The 19012-nt window shown below is 54.0% G+C and carries 15 protein-coding genes; 5 read left to right on the top strand and 10 right to left on the bottom strand.

What is annotated here, in order from left to right:
• Nucleotides 1-57: 57 nt before the first annotated feature.
• The 10 genes from MFFC18_RS06195 to MFFC18_RS06155 form a co-directional block, all read right to left on the bottom strand.
• Nucleotides 58-1206 carry an alpha-hydroxy acid oxidase gene (locus MFFC18_RS06195; RefSeq protein WP_075084378.1) on the bottom strand — a complete coding sequence of 383 codons (1149 nt, stop codon included), beginning with the start codon at nt 1204-1206 and terminating at the stop codon, nt 58-60.
• Between the two features lie 339 nt (nt 1207-1545).
• A complete protein-coding gene (locus MFFC18_RS06190; RefSeq protein ID WP_075084379.1) occupies nt 1546-2595 on the bottom strand; it encodes a chemotaxis protein CheW in 1050 nt (349 codons plus the stop codon).
• 69 nt (nt 2596-2664) lie between these two features.
• A complete protein-coding gene (locus MFFC18_RS06185; RefSeq protein ID WP_075084380.1) occupies nt 2665-5694 on the bottom strand; it encodes a hybrid sensor histidine kinase/response regulator in 3030 nt (1009 codons plus the stop codon).
• Between the two features lie 359 nt (nt 5695-6053).
• Nucleotides 6054-9041 (bottom strand): methyl-accepting chemotaxis protein, encoded by a 2988-nt coding sequence (locus MFFC18_RS06180; RefSeq protein ID WP_075084382.1) that lies wholly within the window; start codon nt 9039-9041, stop codon nt 6054-6056.
• A 123-nt stretch (nt 9042-9164) separates the two neighbouring features.
• On the bottom strand, nt 9165-9923 hold the full coding sequence (locus MFFC18_RS06175) for a chemotaxis protein CheW (RefSeq protein WP_075084383.1): 759 nt from the start codon (nt 9921-9923) through the stop codon (nt 9165-9167).
• A 15-nt stretch (nt 9924-9938) separates the two neighbouring features.
• Nucleotides 9939-10325 (bottom strand): response regulator transcription factor, encoded by a 387-nt coding sequence (locus MFFC18_RS06170; RefSeq protein WP_075084384.1) that lies wholly within the window; start codon nt 10323-10325, stop codon nt 9939-9941.
• 2 nt (nt 10326-10327) lie between these two features.
• The gene (locus tag MFFC18_RS06165; RefSeq protein ID WP_075084385.1) at nt 10328-10855 is read right to left on the bottom strand and encodes a hypothetical protein; all 528 of its coding nucleotides are present in this window, start codon (nt 10853-10855) and stop codon (nt 10328-10330) included.
• A gap of 60 nt (nt 10856-10915) precedes the next feature.
• Nucleotides 10916-13450 (bottom strand): response regulator, encoded by a 2535-nt coding sequence (locus tag MFFC18_RS06160; RefSeq protein ID WP_075084386.1) that lies wholly within the window; start codon nt 13448-13450, stop codon nt 10916-10918.
• A gap of 149 nt (nt 13451-13599) precedes the next feature.
• Nucleotides 13600-13755: a hypothetical protein gene (locus MFFC18_RS24825; RefSeq protein ID WP_168211075.1), complete on the bottom strand. Its 156-nt coding sequence runs from the start codon at nt 13753-13755 to the stop codon at nt 13600-13602.
• A gap of 115 nt (nt 13756-13870) precedes the next feature.
• On the bottom strand, nt 13871-15184 hold the full coding sequence (locus MFFC18_RS06155) for a M16 family metallopeptidase (protein ID WP_162273947.1): 1314 nt from the start codon (nt 15182-15184) through the stop codon (nt 13871-13873).
• Nucleotides 15185-15832: 648 nt separating this feature from the next.
• Here MFFC18_RS06155 and rpsJ point away from each other — a divergent pair.
• The 5 genes from rpsJ (at nt 15833) to rplB (ending at nt 19009) form a co-directional block, all read left to right on the top strand.
• Nucleotides 15833-16156: a 30S ribosomal protein S10 gene (rpsJ, locus tag MFFC18_RS06150; protein WP_075084426.1), complete on the top strand. Its 324-nt coding sequence runs from the start codon at nt 15833-15835 to the stop codon at nt 16154-16156.
• Nucleotides 16157-16350: 194 nt separating this feature from the next.
• Complete coding sequence (gene rplC / locus MFFC18_RS06145) at nt 16351-17031, top strand: 50S ribosomal protein L3 (RefSeq protein ID WP_261340526.1); 681 nt, start codon at nt 16351-16353, stop codon at nt 17029-17031.
• Between the two features lie 59 nt (nt 17032-17090).
• Entirely contained in the window at nt 17091-17759 is a 669-nt protein-coding gene (gene rplD / locus MFFC18_RS06140) for a 50S ribosomal protein L4 (protein WP_075084389.1), read from the top strand.
• A gap of 2 nt (nt 17760-17761) precedes the next feature.
• Nucleotides 17762-18085: a 50S ribosomal protein L23 gene (gene rplW / locus MFFC18_RS06135; RefSeq protein WP_075084390.1), complete on the top strand. Its 324-nt coding sequence runs from the start codon at nt 17762-17764 to the stop codon at nt 18083-18085.
• 66 nt (nt 18086-18151) lie between these two features.
• The gene (rplB, locus tag MFFC18_RS06130; RefSeq protein ID WP_075084391.1) at nt 18152-19009 is read left to right on the top strand and encodes a 50S ribosomal protein L2; all 858 of its coding nucleotides are present in this window, start codon (nt 18152-18154) and stop codon (nt 19007-19009) included.
• Nucleotides 19010-19012: the final 3 nt, after the last annotated feature.

The following is a 19012-nucleotide window of genomic DNA, read 5'->3' as shown; positions in this document are numbered from 1 at the left end:
TTCCACGTGGCCAGTTGCCGGACGCGGCACGTTAGAGACCATGGCAACGCAATTCGATCAGCCGACAAGATGCTCTGGCAGCCGGTCGACGGATTCGCAGCCGACTTGCTCCATAACCTGTTGAATTTGTTTCTTGAGCATTTCAAACGTGTGATGGCCGCCGTACTTGCCCAACGCACAAACACCGAACATCGGAGTCCGTCCAAGGAATGTGAACGCGGCCCCGGAAGCGATCGTCGAAGCAACATCGGCCCCAGATCGAATTCCCGAATCCATCATGATTTTGATCCGATCTCCAAACTCGGGCGCCAGCCTGGCCAAAGGTCGAATCGTGGACTCACCGCGATCGAGCTGTCGACCGCCGTGATTGGAGACGATCATTCCATCCAGGCCGTGCTTGATCGCGAGCTCTGCGTCTTCAGGATTGACGACTCCTTTGATGACCAGGTTGCCTTTCCATTGGTCGCGGATTGGAGCGATTTTTGATTCCGTGAGTCGTCCGGAAAAAGTTTTGTTCATGAACAGCCCCAGATGTTTCATGTTCAGCCCTGCGGGAATGTAGGGCTTCATGGTTTTGAATTCTGGAGCTCCTGCCATCAGCTGACCCAGCGACCAGGTCGGCCGTGTGCACATCTGTAGAATGTTTCGCATCGTCATCCGGGGTGGGATCGACAGGCCGTTGCGGATTTCTTTTGGGCGATAGGCGAACGTCGGCGTGTCGGCCAGAATCACCAACGTCTTGCATCCGGACTCCCAAGCCCGTTCGAGCAGTTTGTCGCGAAGTTTGTCTTCGGCAGGATGGTAGAGCTGAAACCAGAAATCGCCGCCTGTGATCGCAGAGACCGTCTCGATGCTGGCCGTGCTGACGGTCGAAAGACAAAACGGAATGTTGTGGTCAGTAGCGGCCTGAGCAAGATACTCACAGGCTTTGGGCCACATCAGCCCTTGCAGTCCAACAGGCGCCATACCGAATGGCGCATCGTACGTTTTCCCAAACAACTCCGTTTTCAGATTACTGCCTTCATAGTCGCGCAAATACCACGGCTTCAGCTGAACGTCGCGAATATCTTTCTGGTTTCGATCCAGATTGACTTCGCCGAAACACCCAGCGGTCAAATAGTCAAACGCAAACCCGGGCATCCGCTTTTTGGCCTGGCGGATCAAGTGCTCAACAGACGGAAACTCGGAATTAAAATGCTCAGCCATCAGCTTTGTTGGTCCATGCAATGCGGTCACAAAGCAACCATCTTACATCAAACTGGCGATCTTAATCACATCGTGAAATTTACTTTTGGCTTCACACTTCCACGAAAATGCAGCGACGAATTTCAATCCGCGCGGGTGACCGTGTCGGGGCAGGGCAGGGTCGCTGATTCTGGCTCGTAGGCAACAGTAGCGACTAACAGAAGCGACTAGGCGCTGTTTGACAAATTGATTTTCATGTCATCAACGCGGCCAAACATGAGCGGCAAGGCGCTAGCCGCCGTTAAAAAGCGCAACGCAACGGCGGCTAGCGCCTTGCCGCTCACATCTACCAAACAGTGCCTAGAATCCGTTGTCGAGAATTCGATTCAGGTCCGGGACCACAAGTTCTCCCAGCTCAGTACGAAAACATCCGAGATGCGGGCGGCCTTCGAAAAGCGTGTTGCTGCCAGGGACGGACTCTGGCACTTTCATGGTTTGCATCTGTGGCTGTGCGTAAAAGCCAAGGAATCGATTTCCAGTCGCTCGTGCGATCACCAGTCGGCGACTTGATTCTGTTTCGCGTTCTAAGTTAAAGCCAAAGATTTTTCCCAGCTGAACGATCGGCACCGGGACTTTTCGCCACAGGACGAACCCGTCAAAAACATCCGACGAAACGGTCGAATTCAAATGGCGTTGAGTCGTGACGACTTCGGCGACGGCTGTCAGCGGAAGGCAGAACACTTGTTCGACTTCGCTTTTGGCAACGTCGTCGGGGATGAACGCGAGCAGCTGGCCCGATTTGCGATTGTCCTGGGATCCGCGTCGCGATGTCGCCGCAACTGCCGCCGCGATCGCCGAAGCAGCTTCCTTGGGTAGCGGATTCGGTTGGTCGGCTGGTTCCGCCGGCACTGTCATCCCCAGCGCCACGCGAGGATCAAACTCCAATCGAACGCAATCGTTTGGATTGGCCGCCGACGGCTCCACATTCACAACCGAACGGATCAGCCGCGAGCCTTCGGATTCGTCGTGAGCGACCTTTGGCATCGGGTGAACGTGGGCTGGTCTGATAGAGGCCGGACGAGACACGCTGTCGGCTCGCAGCATACCGACTTGCCCGTCAACTCCGACGGCGATTAGAGCGCGACCTTCGAAACTGGTGATTGGAAGATTTAACTTTTGCTGCAGCACATCGTTCAACGACGCAACAGGAAATTCTCCCTTCGGAGTCAACACCGTATTGTTTTCGGTTAGTCGATGTTGCCGCGAAGCTTGATAGACGCCGGAAAGATATTTCGTTCCCATCACCAGTTCAATTTCACCGATTCGCACGCGCACGAACTGGTTCGATCGACCTGCTGAGAGCTGTTCCGGATGGAATGCTTCAGTGAGGGTTGGAGTTTGAGTTAACATCGTGGTTCCTTGTAAGAAAGTTGGTGGGCAGTCCCAGCTTACAAATGGAGAATTTTTTTACAGTCGCGGTTAGACTCCGACCAGTTCGCGATGTTCGGTGACCATGCGATCGATCAGTCCGATCAGGTTTTCGTCATTGAACGGTTTGACGACATGTTCGTCAGCGCCGGCTTCACGAGCCAACTTGCGATGCTTTTCACCGGCTCTCGATGTCACCATGACGACGGGAGTCGTACGGAATTCGGCCTGGCTGCGAATCCGACTGACCAGCTCCAGACCATCCATCCGCGGCATTTCCATGTCGCAAAGGAAGACGTCAGGAGGCGTATCGGCAGCCGCAAGTTTCTCGAGAGCGTCGACGCCGTCTTTGGCATCGATGACTTCCCAACCAAACGAACGCAGCAGGTTGGTCGTTACGCGGCGAACCGACAACGAGTCATCGACAACCATGGCTGTCTTGCGATGAATTTTTGGAGCATTGTCTGAACGTCGACGCATCCGATTGGCTCGTTTCGCAGACGATTCCTGACCGCAAAGATCTGCAGGATCAAGAATTGGAATCACGGTACCATCACCACTGACTGTGGCTCCGAGATAGCCCGGCACGTGCCGCAGGTGGTCTCCAAGGCTTTTGACCACGATATCCTGACCGCCTTCGATCGAGTCGATCGTGACCGCGACTTCATCGTCACCGGTTCGAATCAGCAACATGGCTTTGGTTTCTTCGAACTTTTCCTGATCGGAACGCAGTTCCATGTGATTGGCAAGATCTTTCAACAGCAGCATTCGATCGCCAAGGTTGATCATCGGATGAGCACCGACTTTGGTGACCGCTGTCGGATCCAGTCGTTTGATTTGCTGAACAGATTGCATCGGAATTGCAAACGTGTGACCGCTGGATTCGACCAGCAGTGCGTTGGAAACCGCGAGCGTTGTCGGAAGGTGAATCGTGAACGTCGAGCCAACTCCGACGACACTTTCAACCTGAATCGTTCCCTTTAGTCGTTGAACGGCTTCGCGAACGACGTCCATGCCAACTCCGCGACCGGAAACGTCGGTCAGAGCGTCCGCAGTGCTAAACCCTGGCGTAAAGATCAACGCATGAGTTTCCTCTTTGGTGAGCTTTTGATCTTCGCGGATCAGCTTGCGTTCGACCGCTTTGAGGCGAATCTTCTCCGCATCGAGTCCGCGACCGTCATCGATCACGCGAATCGTCACCTGAGTTCCCTGGTTGAGGGCTTCGATCCGAAGCTGTGATCGTTCGGGCTTGCCGGCAGAAAGTCGCTGTGCCGGAGTTTCGATTCCGTGATCCATCGCGTTGCGGATCAAGTGCAACAGCGGATCGGTGATTTCTTCGAGTACCGTTTTGTCCAGTTCCGTGTTCTCCCCGCTGATGGCCAGATCGATTTTCTTGCCAAGCTTGTTCGAGACAGATCGGATCGTGCGATCGAGCCGGTTGGCGATGTTGCCGACCGGAACCATGCGGACGTGCATCAGGTTTGACTGAGCGTCGCGGTTGAATCGTTGCTGACGGTTGATCAAGGAATCAAAGTCGCCGTGCAGGTTGCGAAGCTCGGATGAGATCACCGCGATGTCGTTTGTGGCTTCCGACAAGGACCGAGCCAGCAAGTGGAAGTCGGTGTAGCGATCAAACTCAAGCGAATCGAGTTCGTCGGTGGCTTCGTTGCCAGCCAGCGTCGCCTTGATTCGGTTGACGCCGAGGCCTCGTTCGCGAAGCTTTCCAGCCTGAAGGGCTTCGACGCTGTAGCGAGTTTCAACATCGCTGGCGACCGTACGCAGACGATCCAACGATGAGTTCATCTCTTCGATACGGTCAGCGAAATCGTTGAGCCGTTGACTGAAGGTCGAGCGGTTAACCACCATCTCACCGACCAAGCTGACCAGCGAGTCAAGTCGGTCGAGCGGAACGCGCAGATACTGAGTCGGCTGATTGGCCGCAGCTTTCTGCTTTTGCGACTTGCCAGGCTCAACATTTGAGTCCTGGGCCGCATCTTTGGCTTCGACGGCTTCTCCTTTGCCTGCCGTGTTTTTTGGCAAATCACCAGCCGCATCAGCAGCGACAACTTCATTGCTGGTTTCTGGCTGGACCTGTTTCGCCGGGACGAGCAATGCAAGTTCTTGTTCGTAGCGACCGTAGATTGTTGCCAGGGCCGCGGTCAGATCGTCTGTTTTGTAGCTGCCGTTGCGTAGCTCGAGAAGTCGTTCGCCAGACTCGTTGAGCAGCTCGACCTGTTCTGCAGTTAGAGTTGCAGCACTTTCCGCGAGTGCGTCCAGCAGCATTTCGACACGCCATGCAAGCCGATGCATCGACATCATCCCGACCGCGCCGGCGGCTCCTTTGAGCGTATGGGCGCTGCGGCGGACGTCTGCCGCTGCTGATTTGTCTGCGGGATCGCTGATCAGTTGCGTCAGCCCTGTCCCGATCGCGGCGAGATGTTCATCGGCTTCTTCGGCGAAAATTTCAGCCAACTCGTCGCTGATCGTCGAACCAGATTCCAGCTCTGTGCGAATCTCGTCAACGTCGACGGCAGGTACTTCGGCTTGGCTTTCGCCAAGTGCTTCAGCAGCGTCTTCCTCATCCGAATGCGCGTTGGCCGACATCGCATCATCGCCAACAGGATCGACGTTTGCTGTCCCCAGCGACGCCATGACTTTGTCGTACTGACCGTAAATTTCGATCAGCGTTCCAGCCATTTCCTCAAAATCGATTTCTGAAGTTGTCAAGTCGTCGATTTGGTCGGCTGTGGTGAGCAGCAACTGCAACTGATTCTCATTCGGTCCCTGTTTGTGATCGCCAAGCCAATCGAGCAAGTCTTCCATACGATGGGCGAGACGAGTGATGGCTTCGAAACCGACCGCGCCGGCGGCTCCTTTGAGCGTGTGCGATGATCGGCGAACGTCGCTGAGCGCGGGCTCATCGTTGGGATCGACGCGCAACCGATCGAGGCCGTCGTAGATGTTGCGCATGTGCTCTTCAGCTTCTTCGCTGAAGATCTCGGCGAGTTCTTCTGGCATGTTACCGCCAGCGCGAAGTTGACGCAGAACTTCGTTGATGTCGACATTGTCGTTGGAAGGCATGACTGTTCCTTTGTCATCACGGGCTGGTCGTCAGGCAAACCTGTGATCGTGGCAGTGAATTGTTAGGGCGAAAATGGCAAAGCTTGTATGAGTCAAGCGTTTCGTCACGCGGCAGCTCGACGAATCCATTCGTATTGCTGGTGCGGTTTCGAAAATCGCTGCGATGTATCGTGTTTACAAGCCGGTTGACCTGATCGAGCCAATCTCCAGCAGCATTCACGGTCTGACGAACGCGAGTTGCTGCATGCCGGATTCGACGTCCAACAAGGACGGGGATCAGTTTTGAATACAGGTCAAAGCCAGAAAACAAACCGAGCGGCAACGCATCGGAAAACCGAGACGTTGCCACCGCTACATGTTTAGACTCGTTGCGTTGCGTTATTCAGGAAGTCTTTCAACACATCCATTCCCGAGTCGCCAAACGAATCGGTGTCTCCATGGACAACTGCATCGTAGACAGCGCGGTCAATTTCAGATCCGTGCATCAATTCCTGTTCAACAAACGACGACCCCATTCCCCAGTTGCCGAAGTGACGTTGCTGAATTGGCTCACAGAAGCGAACCAGTGCGCTACGATGTCGCGTGTCTTCGACGATTTTCTCGTAGGTTTCCATCACGTTATCGTGAGGTCCTTCAAGAACTTGCAGGAATCGGTTCTTTGTATGGAACAGAACCCCGGTCAGATCGAGCGGCGGGTTGTTTCGCTGAGCCGAGGCAACGATGTCTTCAACCGCAGCGTCGTTGCAGGAAGCCGTCCGAACGCTTGTGTACACGAGACGTGTGAGCGTCGTGTTCGCAGTCGATCGCGTCGCACTGGATGCGATCTCGGACATTTCGTTAACCTGATTCATGACCGTGTAAGCCTGATCCTCGCCCTGTTCAAGCTGGAATCGGGAAACAGAATCACCCAACTGGTTGGCCAACGTTGCCAAAGCAGTCACCTGCTCGGTTGCAGAACGGGATTTTTCGGCCGACTGTTTCGTGGTCGTCGAAATGTTGTTCATCGTCGAAGCAATTCGAGTCGCCGCAGCGGCCTGTTCAAGAGCCGAATCGGAAACCTGTTTAATGGAAGTTTCCAGCTGCTGGGATACCTCGTTAATTTCCGCCAGCGTTTGACCGGCCTGAGTCGCCAGCTGTGATCCTTCGACCACCTCGCGTGTCGCTTCTTCCATGTCCGAAATTGCTTCGGAAGTACCCGTTTGAATCGCCTTGATCAGCGTCGAGATCTGCTTTGTCGCGTCCGTCGAACGCTCAGCGAGACGCTCGACTTCTTCAGCAACAACAGCGAAACCTTGACCGGCATCACCGGCCATCGAGGCCTGAATCGAAGCATTAAGAGCCAGAATCGAAGTTCGGTCAGCAATATCAGAAATCAGCTGAACGATCTCGCCGACTTCCTGGGATGATTCACCCAGTCGCTTAATGCGCTTCGAAGTCGTTTGCACCTGCTCACGGATACGATCCATACCGTCGACCGTATCGGTTACCGCTTTGTAGCCACGATTGGCAGACTCACGGGCTTGCTGGGCAACCTGTACCGACTCTTCCGTTTTCCGAGCAACGTTCTGGAACTGGCCAGTGATCTGAAGTACTTCAGCAGACGTCGTTTCAATATCCTGAGCTTGCTGCTCGTTGTCTTGCGACAACTGAGTCGACTGGTCGGCAATCTCGTCAGCAGAACTTGTCACCATGTACGTCGCGTTTTGTACCTGCTGAACAATCATTCGAAGTTGCTCGGTCATGTGATTGACCGTACCGGCGATCGTGCCCGTAATGTCTTCTTTCACATCAGCGTTTACAGCCAGATTACCACCGGCGATCTGCTCCATCTCACCGATCAGCTCTTCAATCGACTGCTGTACACCCTGTCGTTTCTCGTCCGATTCAATCAGCGACAGCGTCGTTTCACTCATCGCGTTAAGTGCCTCGGCAACGTCACCAAGTTCATCGTTCGTGATTTTTTCGGCACGAGCATCGAGCAATCCGATACCGACGTTACCAAGCATTTCCTTAATCGAAGCCGCCTGTTGCGTGATACCACGGGCAACGAACCAGATCAAAAGTCCACCACCAAGAATCGCACCAATGATCCAGACAAGACCCGTTTGAGCAACAGTCATGAAACCAAGTGGCTCACGTACTTCCGCGTCGTCAATCTCAGACATCAGAGCCCATGTGATTGGCTCGGCACGGCCCGGGATTCCGTCGTAAATCGTCACTGGCGACCAGGCTGAAAGTACCGGAACACCGCGGTAATCGTCGATCACTTCAAGACCTGAATTGCCTTTGAAGGCTTCCTGCACGGCCTTGGTATTAATCACGTACTCAGGGTTCATCATCGTGTCAGGTGTGAAACGTGAATCGTTTCGCAGCAGCATATCTGTTCCAACAGCGTACGTTTCGCCCGATTCGCCCATACCGGTACGCTCTCCCATGATCGCCGCGATCTTGTCAATCGGCATCTGGAAGATGGCCACCCCAATTTTCTTGTCGCCGTCATAAATCGGAGACGAAATGAAGCTTGCCGCATCGTTGTAAGAAGGAACATACTCTTCATAGTCAACGAGGAAGACTTCCTCTGCTGATTTCGCTTCGGCAGCAAGCTGGAAAGCTCGTCCGAAGTTGGTTTCGGCGTAAGGCCCGTCTTTCAAAGAAGTCGTGAAGTCCAATTCCTTGAAAACCGAGTAGACGATATCGCCGGACTCAAGGTCGCAAAGGAAAATATCGTAGTAGCCGAACTTCTGCAGATAGCTTCGAACCATCGGGTGGAACTTCGCGTGCAGTTTTCCGTACGCCGTTCCGTCTTCGGCAGCGTCAAGGACTTCTTTTGAACCCAGCGGATTTGGGTTGGCACTAATGTATTGATACTGAAGGTAGATCGAATCCTTGTCCAAGGGCTGGAACTGCTCATCCGTTGGAGGTGCCGCACCGTCGTTTCGCGAACCGTATTCCGCACCGAATTTGTCGGTGTAATAGCCGCGCAAGTGCTGCTCCATTTTCGCCAGATCGTCATCAGTCGCGCCCACTTCGGTGCGAGCCGTTTTCTCTGCCCCTGGAAAGGCTTTCATGGCATCGACGACGGCGATGTCTTCCGAGAAAGTTCGAATCTGTTTGTCAATGAAACCGAAGTAGTCGCTAACCTGATTGGCCTTGATCGTCTTGATCGCTTCAAGCTGGGCGAACGACTTGTTGAACAGTCCGTCCGAAGTCGATTGGTACATCGAGATCGCGACCGCGAGCATAGGAAGGAGACCTACGGCGATCAACAAGGCAACCAGCTTTCGCTGAATCGTCTTTCCGAAGAACTTGAACAAACCGTTTTCTGTAAACGAGCTTTTCGTGGCCATTGAAACTACCTTAATTTTCTGATTGGTTGGATGATTGAAAGATGATGGTGGGCTAACAGGTCTCCGATGGAGACGATCGGTTTGGACCACAGCAAAAAGCCGCGTTCGAAGGCCCTGAAGTGATTACTCGACAGCGAATGCTGAAAGTTCATTGCTACCGAGCAACAGGTCAGGATCGATGAGTACAGTCGTCGCCTGATCAGTGACCGCCAGGCTATCCGCAAAGACAGCCAGTCGGTCCGAAAGTCCTTCGAGCGGCCCCTGTTCACCGCGCAGGTTTCGGATACCAAGTACCCGATCGACAACCAGTGCAGTACACGAATCGTGACTCTCGCTATGGACAACGATAATTTTTTCGCCAACGGCACGCCGCTGATCGCTCAGCCCCAACAGGTCCCGAAAGTCGGTCACTGAAAGGATTTGGCCTCGAAGATTGGTAACGCCTCGCAACCAGGCCGGAGTCCGGGGAAGCGACGTCACCTTTCCGCAGCGATCAATTTCGAGGACTCCATCGAGCGGAATCCCGTATTGCTGATCGCCGATTTCAAAAACGACGTAGCGTGGACCAAGTTCGACAACCGCGTCGCCGTCTTCGTCCGCTTCATCGTCGATGCCTGATGCCAGGGCGTCGGTAGAACTGCCTTCGATAGCAGCACTGATTTGATCGAGCAGATTGCTCAAGCCCTGGTCAGGCTTTGTGATTTCAACACTTGAAGATTCTGTTTCCTGCTGCGGCGATTCATCCGCCTGCACTTCAAGCTCAAGGTCGTCGGCTTCATCAAGCCACCCGATGGCCTCTTCACCGAATGCGGCCAACAGCGCTTTTTGCACGTCTGCTTTCAGTGGATCGTCGGATGGTAAAATATTGGTGGGATCAGTCATGGTGGGGAGGTCCTGCTAGTTGATTCGGGAGGGAGTCGAGACCATGTCGTTGACGGCTTTGACAAGCTCATCAGCGTCGACAGGTTTCGAGAGATACACGTCGGCTCCTTGACGTTGGCCCCAGATGCGATCCTTTTCCTGGTCCTTGGCGGTCAGCATCATGACCTTGATCGCGAGCTCAGGGTCTGCCTTGATGTTGCGGCAAACCTGATAGCCATTTTTCTTGGGCAGCACGATGTCCAACACAACCAGTTCGGGATGATGTTCCCTGACCAGTTCGAGCGCAGCTTCGCCATCTTCGGCGCTGATCACTTCGTATCCTGCACCTTCGAGGATGTCCGTGATCTGACGACGGGTCGTCGGGCTGTCTTCGACAACGAGTACTTTTTGCAATTCGCTCATGACTACCAATTGGCTTTGAATTCTTCCACAAACACGGCTGTACTCTGCTCGATCGTCTTGCCGACCGCTGAATCGCACCCGACGGCCAGGACGGCTTGTCGAAGCACAGAAACGCATGCGGTCAGCAAAGCGTTGCCAAGACTGTCGTAGGTTTGACGGACCCGGTCGTCACTGCAAACCGATTTGCCAAAGAGATTTCGCACGGCGAACCCCCAGCCCAGCGAACTGAGCACTTCCCGATGCGCGAGGCTTGCGAATGAAGCTTTCTCGATGCTTTCAAGTGCGACGCCGGCGGTATCGCCATCGAAGTACTGGTCGCAAAAATCCAGCAGAACCGAAAGAAGCTTGTCCGTGTTCACGCTGGCCTTTTCGACGTGGCCGCTGCCACTACGCGCGCTTTCGATTTGCATTTCGAGCTGCGAAATCAAATTAATGCAACCCAACTCAAGCTCGGCAGAACTGACTTTGATGCCAGTTGCGACTTCACTGCCCTGAGGGCCGGATGGAGGATAGGATTTGGTTTGACTCATGGGTGATGTTTTCCTGGTTCAGCCATCTGGCTGAATCAAAATTGAGACTTTGTCTTGGAACTAGTTCGAATAAACGCCAGTATGGAAACGAACCTTTTCAACGAGATCGGCTGACTCGAATGGCTTGGTGATGTAGTCGCCGCAGCCAAACATTTTTCCGCGAAGTTTGTCAAAGACCCCATCTTTCCCTGACAACATGACGACTGGAATGTGCTTCGTACGATCGTGTTTTTTCACGAATCGACACAGCTTGTATCCGTCGAGTCGCGGCATATTAACGTCAGACAGAATGATGTCCGGCATGTGCTCTGAAAGCAGCTGAAGTGCTTCGAGGCCGTCAGCCGCGGTGATCACCCGGAAGCCTTCGCGTTCGAGCGTCATCGAAACGAGCTTTCGGATGGTGGGGCTATCGTCGACAGCGAGAACCAACGGCCCGTCGGCTTCGGCAACCGGTTCGACTTGCGTTGGTTCGGCTGGAGCTGGCGTGATGTCAGCGACAACTTCGCTGACTTCGTTGTTGAGCTCTTCGATGGTTTGGTGAATTTCAGCTTCGACAGCTTCGGCCGGAACCTGAGCAGCAACAGGTGCAATTTCAGCAACCGGTGCAACGTCGCTGTCAGATGCTTCGCCGACTGGATCAATGTCAACAGGCTCAAGAGCGATTTGCTGGACCTCATTGACGCAAGTTTCCAGGTTGTCGACAGAGTCAAGATTTGCCTCGTTCTGAGTTCGCTGCATGATTGTGGCGGCGACCTGTCGAGAAGCCGAAAGTCGCTCGGCGACGGCTTCTTCCTCCGCACGACGCTGAGCTTCGGCAGCTTCTTCCGCCAATCGCAATGCTTCAGCGGCTTGCTTGGCTTCGAGTTCAGCCTGTTCATCCGCCAGACGTTTGGCTTCCGCTTCATCGGCGAGACGCTGGGCTTCGGCTTCGTCGGCCAGACGCTGAGCTTCGGCGGCTTCCGCTTCTTGTTTGGCTTCGAGTTCAGCCTGTTCATCGGCCAGACGTTTGGCTTCCGCTTCATCCGCGAGACGTTGAGCTTCAGCTTCGTCGGCAAGACGCTGAGCTTCGGCAGCTTCCGCTTCTTGCTTGGCTTCGAGCTCAGCCTGTTCATCGGCCAGACGCTGGGCTTCCGCTTCATCAACGAGACGTTGAGCTTCGGCTTCGTCGGCAAGACGCTGGGCTTCGGCGGCTTCCGCCTCTTGCTTGGCTTCAAGTTCAGCCTGTTCATCGGCCAGACGCTGGGCTTCCGCTTCATCAGCGAGACGTTGAGCTTCGGCTTCGTCGGCCAGACGCTGGGCTTCGGCAGCTTCCGCTTCTTGCTTGGCTTCGAGTTCAGCCTGTTCATCGGCCAGACGTTTGGCTTCCGCTTCATCCGCGAGACGTTGAGCTTCGGCTTCGTCGGCCAGACGCTGGGCTTCGGCGGCTTCCGCTTCTTGCTTGGCTTCAAGTTCAGCCTGTTCATCGGCCAGACGCTGGGCTTCCGCTTCATCAACAAGACGCTGAGCTTCGGCTTCGTCGGCGAGAAGTTGAGCTTCGGCTTCGTCGGCCAGACGCTGGGCTTCAGCTTCGTCGGCAAGACGCTGAGCTTCGTCAGCTTCCACTCCGTCGACATCCAGATCTGACGATGCCTCTTCTGCACCCCCATCGACCGCCGTCAGTTCGCCAGCCCAATAGAAAACCTCTTCTGCGGCTTCCGATTCATCTTCGACTTCGACCGCCTCAACGGCTTCGGCCGGAGTCAATTCAGCGATTTCGCACGCTGTTTCAGCGACATCCGAGCCCTCGGAAGCATCAACTTCCAGCGGCGCCAGCTCCGACGTTGCTAACGCGTCCTCCAGATCAGCCGTCAAAGCTGGCTGGAACAGGTTATTCAGCAATGAAAGTTCCGTGCACTCTGAGGCAGCTTCATCATCTAAAGATGCTGACGATAATTCTTGTAGTGTTTCCGACCCTTCTTCCGTGTCCTGATCGGATTCCGGCTCAGCAACGGCTTCCGGCTCAGCCTCTTCGCTGGCCAGGTGAGTCGGCTCTTCTTCAAGCTCGCATTCCGACTCCGATGAATCGGCATCTGCGACATCGCTAAGCGAGATCGACTGGCCGAACAAAGTCATTTCCGCGACGCCATTGCCACATTCGGGCTCCGACGGTTCGCCTTCGACCTCCTCGACGCAATAAAGCTCACCTGCACAAACAGGCTCTTCGACTGATTCGTCAGCAGCTTCGTTGGTGGCGGCTTCTTCCACGACAGCTTCTGCCTTGCCAACGTCCTCTGACTCAAGTTCCAATTCAGATTCCGTATCGAGCTGCGGTGTTGCCAACGGATTTTCTGGGCGAAGCAGAACTTGCTGAGCTAGACCGGACAGGCCTTCAACCCACTGGACTCCCTGCATCGCCAGCTCACAGTCAGCATCAAGCTCGAGCGCTTGCATCAGAGCTTCAAGCGCGCCATCGACAGAATCGCGTGACCAAGCCTCGAACAACCAGGCTTCGACGTCCTGAGGCTGGCGACCTTGCCCTTCAAAAGACTCAACGACATCTCCATTGAGAAGTGCTTCTGCGGCGGTTCTAAGCGGTTGGGAAGTGTTGGAATTCATTGGGCAGTGGATGGATAAAACTTCAAATAGTTTCAGGCATCGCGCTAAAGAAGCGCAAAAACACGATCGAATTTCAAAACCACTGCCAGCGCCTTGCAACACAAGACGCCAAGCAGCAATTCTTTATGAAAGCGGTGACAATTCAGTCACTACTTTTGTTGGTACTGATCAATGCCTTCCTCTTTCCAAACGGAAAGAGTTTTGGCGTCTGACTCGGCGATTTTCACGCCGATTGCGTTGACTGGGTGGTCGAATTTCTTCTGAAGTTCGATCCAGTTTTTGCGGATATTGTCTGGAATTGGCATATTAGGGTCCCTTGAATCAAGTTGAGGTTGGTCTACGGATCCGGAGCCCGGATCCACTGAAACATAGGTTGGGAATAAATTCGGGACGGGTAAAACTGACGGATCGGGTAAGCAGTTAAGCCTCCAGAGCGCTGAAACTGCCGTAAATATTGTTCAATTCGCTATAAATGGGTCCGTCCCGTTCCAACGGACCAACAGCGACCAGCGAAAGCCGCCCCATGCCCCCAAGCAAAATCTCAATGGCCATTTCCTGCACGGCTTCGATCGTCACCGAGTCAATTGCTTCCAGGATCTTCTCATCCTCGATTCGTGTTTGGAGATGGAACTCCTGAGTCGCGATTCGTGACACACGATTGGAAACCATGTCTGTCGCCAAACGGCTTTGGCTGCGAACCTGCATCTTGGACTTCCAAAGCTCTTCCTCGTCGACGGCTGGTTCACCCATCGCTAACGAAATCAGCTGCATCATCACCAGGTTGACGGCCTTGATCAGCTGGTCAGATGAAGTCGCTCCGGTCACCACCAAAGCACCACCCCGACGGTACGACAGAATGCTCGACTGGACGCTGTAGACCAGACCGTGCTCCTCACGCAAACTCTGAAACAGTCGCGAGCTCATGCCGCCGCCAATCAGATTGTTCATGACGTGCAACACATATCTGCGCTCGTCAGCAAACCCGGGCGTGGGAACAGCGATTGCAAAATTGCAATGCGACGTCGGCATCGCCTCAATCGCGACCCCGCCCCTGACTACCGGCGGATCCATCGGCCTCGGACTGGACTGCCCGCGAAGTGGCCAAAACGCATCCTGGACTTGCTCGACGATCGAATCGTGCTCAACGCTTCCCGCTGCCGCAACAATGATCCGGTCCGGGGTATATTGCCTGGAAACAAACTGAACTACATCGGACCGATCGAGCGCACGAACATCTTCTTCCGATCCGATCAATGAGTTGCTTAGCGTGTCCTCGGGCCACAGGTTCTTCTTGGTCAGCTCCAACAAACGCTCATCGGGAGAGTCCTGACCTCCGATGATTTCCTGACAAATCACGTCTTTTTCACGTTCCAGAGCCTCTTCCGGGTATTTGCTGGCGACAAGAATGTCTCCCAGCAAGTCCATTGCGTAGCTGGCGTATTCATCAAGCACGTGGGAGTAGTAGCACGTATAGTCCGGCGCGGTGAATGCTCCGAAACAGCCTCCGGCAGCGTCGATCATCCGAGCCAACTCACGGCTAGTTCGAAGCGGAGTACCAAGAAACGCGGCGTGCTCACAGAGATGAGCCAAGCCCAACTTTCCATCGGCTTCGTCTTGCGGCCCCGCATCGACCAGCACGGAGATCCCGGTGCTTACGCTGTTCTGGACGCGTTCGGTTACAACGCGGACTCCATTATCCAGTCGCGTCCAGCCTGTTTGCGGGGTGGTTAACATGGCCTCACTGCCAACAATAACTTGAAATAACACGGCCAGATCCTGATGCAGTGTCGAGCCTTGGTAAGACACAAGCATGGGGCAGGATTTTCGGCTTGGAAAAGATAGCTCGCCGTTAAAACCAAGGGCTTGGCGCGAATCGTTTAACCAGAAAAGAACTGCATTCAAATCCAGTCCCATCGTTCATGACGACTACACGGCTCTTTCGCTCGAGTTTTCGACACGATGAAATGCAAATTTTGGCTCGCCGAAAGCTAAAGCCATTTACGAGCTGAGGTTTTGTCGAATCGGTAAGCTACGGCGTCTGGTCCGACTTTTTCGCTACCGATTCGGCATAGAATCCGCGGCAATGAACCATTTGAAGATTCCTTCGCGAATTTTCTAATTTCACCGTTGACGGTCTCCGAAAACACCCTTAAATTCTGCGGCTTTCCCGGAACCTCTCTGGGCAACTTTTCTGTGCCATCAAGGTCACTGTCGCGATAAAAAGCGATCTCACGGTGACCAAGCAGCTACCAGTATCTGCGGATGCGGTGCGGTTTGACTTTTTATGTCGAACTTTGGTGGAAACAGAGATTGTTTGAGATTTGGGATTTAATTTGTTGATCAGAGTCGTCCTTTGGACCACCTGTTTTGGAGAAACGCCACGTGGCTGGTAATCACGAAGTTATTCGCATTCGAATGGAAGCTTACGATCACTCGATCCTTGATCAGAGTGCTCAGGATATCGTGGATACCGCCAAGCGTACTCACTCAGAAGTGCACGGGCCGATTCCATTGCCAACTCGTATCGAAAAGTACACGGTTCTTTCCGGTCCTTTCGTGAACAAGAAGGCACGGCATCAGTTCGAAATTCGAACACACAAGCGTCTGATCGATATCGTTCAGGCAACTGCAAAGACGATTGAGGCTTTGAACAAGCTGAGCCTTCCGGCTGGTGTTTCGATCAAGATCAAGGCATCAACAAAGTAGGCAGAGTTAGTGTTCGCCGTGTGGCGGACCTTTGGAAATCAACGCTTCGGCGATTTTTAGATATGAATGGAAGTCGCGGGGATAAGGGTTTTGTGGTTGGCGTTTAGCCTGCTTTGAAACATCTTCCCTGACGGCAATCACTGAAACACAAGGCGATAGTCATGGCAAAAGGCATACTCGGCCGCAAGGTCGGGATGACCCAAGTGTTCGATCCTGAAACTGGGGTCGTCACTCCGGTCACAGTAATCGAGGCGGGTCCTTGCAAGGTTCTGCAAGTTCGTACTCCAGAAAAAGATGGCTATTCCGCAGTCCAATTGGGTTTCGGTGAAAAGGCTCGTCCTAAAAAGGACCTCCGGTCTCGTCAGAGTCAGGCGTCACGTGCAGAACGCGGTCACGTTGCTGACATTAAGAGCAAGCGTTCCCAGAAATTGGCCGCCGCCGGTCAGCTTCGCGAGAAAGCAAACTGCGAGCCAGCGAAGTTCGTCCGCGAGATCCGCGGCAACTCGGAATCCGAAGTTGGCAATGAAGTCAAGGTCGACGTTCTGGCCGAAGTGCCTCGCGTCGATGTGATGGGCATCAGCAAGGGTCGCGGTACCGCTGGTGTTATGAAGCGTCACAATTTCTCTGGGCAGCGTGCAACTCACGGTGTCAAGAAGTGCCATCGCCACGCTGGTGGTACTGGCATGAGTGCCTACCCGAGCCGCACGTTCAAGGGCAAGCGAATGGCAGGTCGCTACGGCAATGCTCAGGTTACTGTCCGTAACCTGAATCTTGTGCAGGTGGATGCAGAGAACAACTTGCTGCTGGTCGAAGGTGCAGTCCCTGGCCCAAACGGTGGCTACCTTGTCATCCGTGAAACGAACATGAAGAAGTAGTCGTTCGTTTGTGTTCAGGCAGTTTTGAGAACAGTTAAAACAGTTATTTAGGTTTAGTCATGGCGAGTTTGCCAGTTTACGATTCCGCCGGCAAAGAAGTCGGTAAGTACGAGATTAGCCCGGAAGATATTTCGGCGACGATCAACAAGCAATTGTTGCACGATGTCGTTGTGATGTATCAGGCCAGTGCTCGTCAGGGAACACACAAAACAAAAAGCCGTTCGGAAGTTGCCGGCTCTGGCAAGAAGATGTATCGCCAGAAAGGTACTGGTAATGCACGTGCCGGTAGCCGTCGAAGTAACATTCGACGTGGTGGTGGGCATGCTTTTGCTCGTCGTCCTCGCGATTACTCTTACCGTCTTCCTCGCAAGGCTGTTCGTGCTGCGACTCGAATGGCAATCGCTGGAAAGATTCGCGATGAGCAAGTCGCTGTGATCGACAAGCTTGCGATGGAAACACCCAAGACAAGCGAAATCGCTGGCATGCTCAAGGGCATGGGGCTCTGCGGTTCAACAACATTGATCGCAACAGCGGAAGTTTCATCTGCGGTTCACAAAAGTGCTCGCAATATTCAGGGCGTCTCGGTCATGCCAGTTTGTGATCTGAATGCTCTCGAGGTGCTCAAGCCCAAGAAGGTTTTGTTCACCCGCGAAGCTCTGGACCAGCTCAAAAACGGCGTGCCACCGAAGGCTCAGCCTGAAGCAGCAACATCAGGCGAGGAGGCGTAATCATGGGACTCAAGAGAAAACCACCAGCACCACGCAAAGGCCCAAAGCTGGAACCTCACCAAGTGATCATCAAGCCGATGGTTACCGAGAAGGGCGTCTATCAGTCAAACGAGTTGAACCAGTACACGTTCAAAGTGAATGCTCTGGCGACCAAGACTGAGATCAAAGCAGCAGTTGAAGAACTGTTCAAGGTCAAGGTCGAGAAGGTTGCGACTCAGACTCGGAAGGGCAAGCCGCGTCGCTACCGTTTCACCTGGGGGCGAACCAAGGCCTGGAAGAAGGCAATCGTGAAGCTCAATTCCGAGCATCGCATCGACTTCTTCTAGTCAGACGCGGCTGTTGCCTCGAACTCAAATCATCAAACGTTAAACCCGGAACTTCCGGAGTACACAATGGGAATTAGAAAATACAAACCGACATCGCCTGGGCGTCGCGACGCCAGCGTTTGCGACTTCAAGGAGTTGACCAAGGGTGCCAAGCCTGAAAAGTCACTTCTTCGTCCGCTGAAAAAGCACGCCGGTCGCAACAACCAGGGCAAGATCACGGTTCGTCATCGCGGTGGTGGTCACAAGCGAATGTATCGCGTGATTGACTTCAAGCGAAGCAAGGACGGAGTTTCGTCTTTCGTTGACTCGATCCAGTACGATCCAAACCGCAGTGCTCGTATCGCGCTGCTGAAGTACGCCGACGGCGAAAAGCGTTACATCATCTGGCCGGAAGGTTTGAAGAAGGGCATGACTGTCGAAAGCGGTCCTGATGCTCCTCCGACAGTCGGTAACTGCTTGCCATTGAAAAACATTCCTTTGGCGACCGTCATTCACAACGTTGAGATGCGTCCTGGTCAAGGAGCGATTCTTTGCCGAAGTGCAGGCTCAAGTGCCACGCTGATGGCTCGCGAAGCCAACTGGGCTCAGATCTCTTTGCCGAGTGGCGAGATCCGCCGTATTCCTGCTGCCTGTCGTGCAACGATCGGTCGCGTCGGAAACTCGGAACACAGTTCGGTTCGGCTTGGTAAAGCCGGTCGAAGCCGATGGTTGGGCCGACGCCCGACTGTTCGTGGTACCGCGATGAACCCAATCGATCACCCACACGGTGGTGGTGAAGGTCGTACCAAGGGTGGTCGTCACCCGGTTAGCCCATCGGGCAAGCCAGCCAAAGGTGGACGCACTCGTCAATTGGCGAAGGCTTCCAACGCGGCCATTGTTCGTCGTCGTAAGTCCAAGCGTTACGGTCAGCTGAAAGTTAAATAAGTC

The sequence above is a fragment of the Mariniblastus fucicola genome (assembly GCF_008087665.1).
Lineage (GTDB): Bacteria > Planctomycetota > Planctomycetia > Pirellulales > Pirellulaceae > Mariniblastus > Mariniblastus fucicola.
The sequence above is the reverse complement of the archived record's forward strand: the minus strand, read 5'-3'. Positions and strand labels throughout refer to the sequence as shown.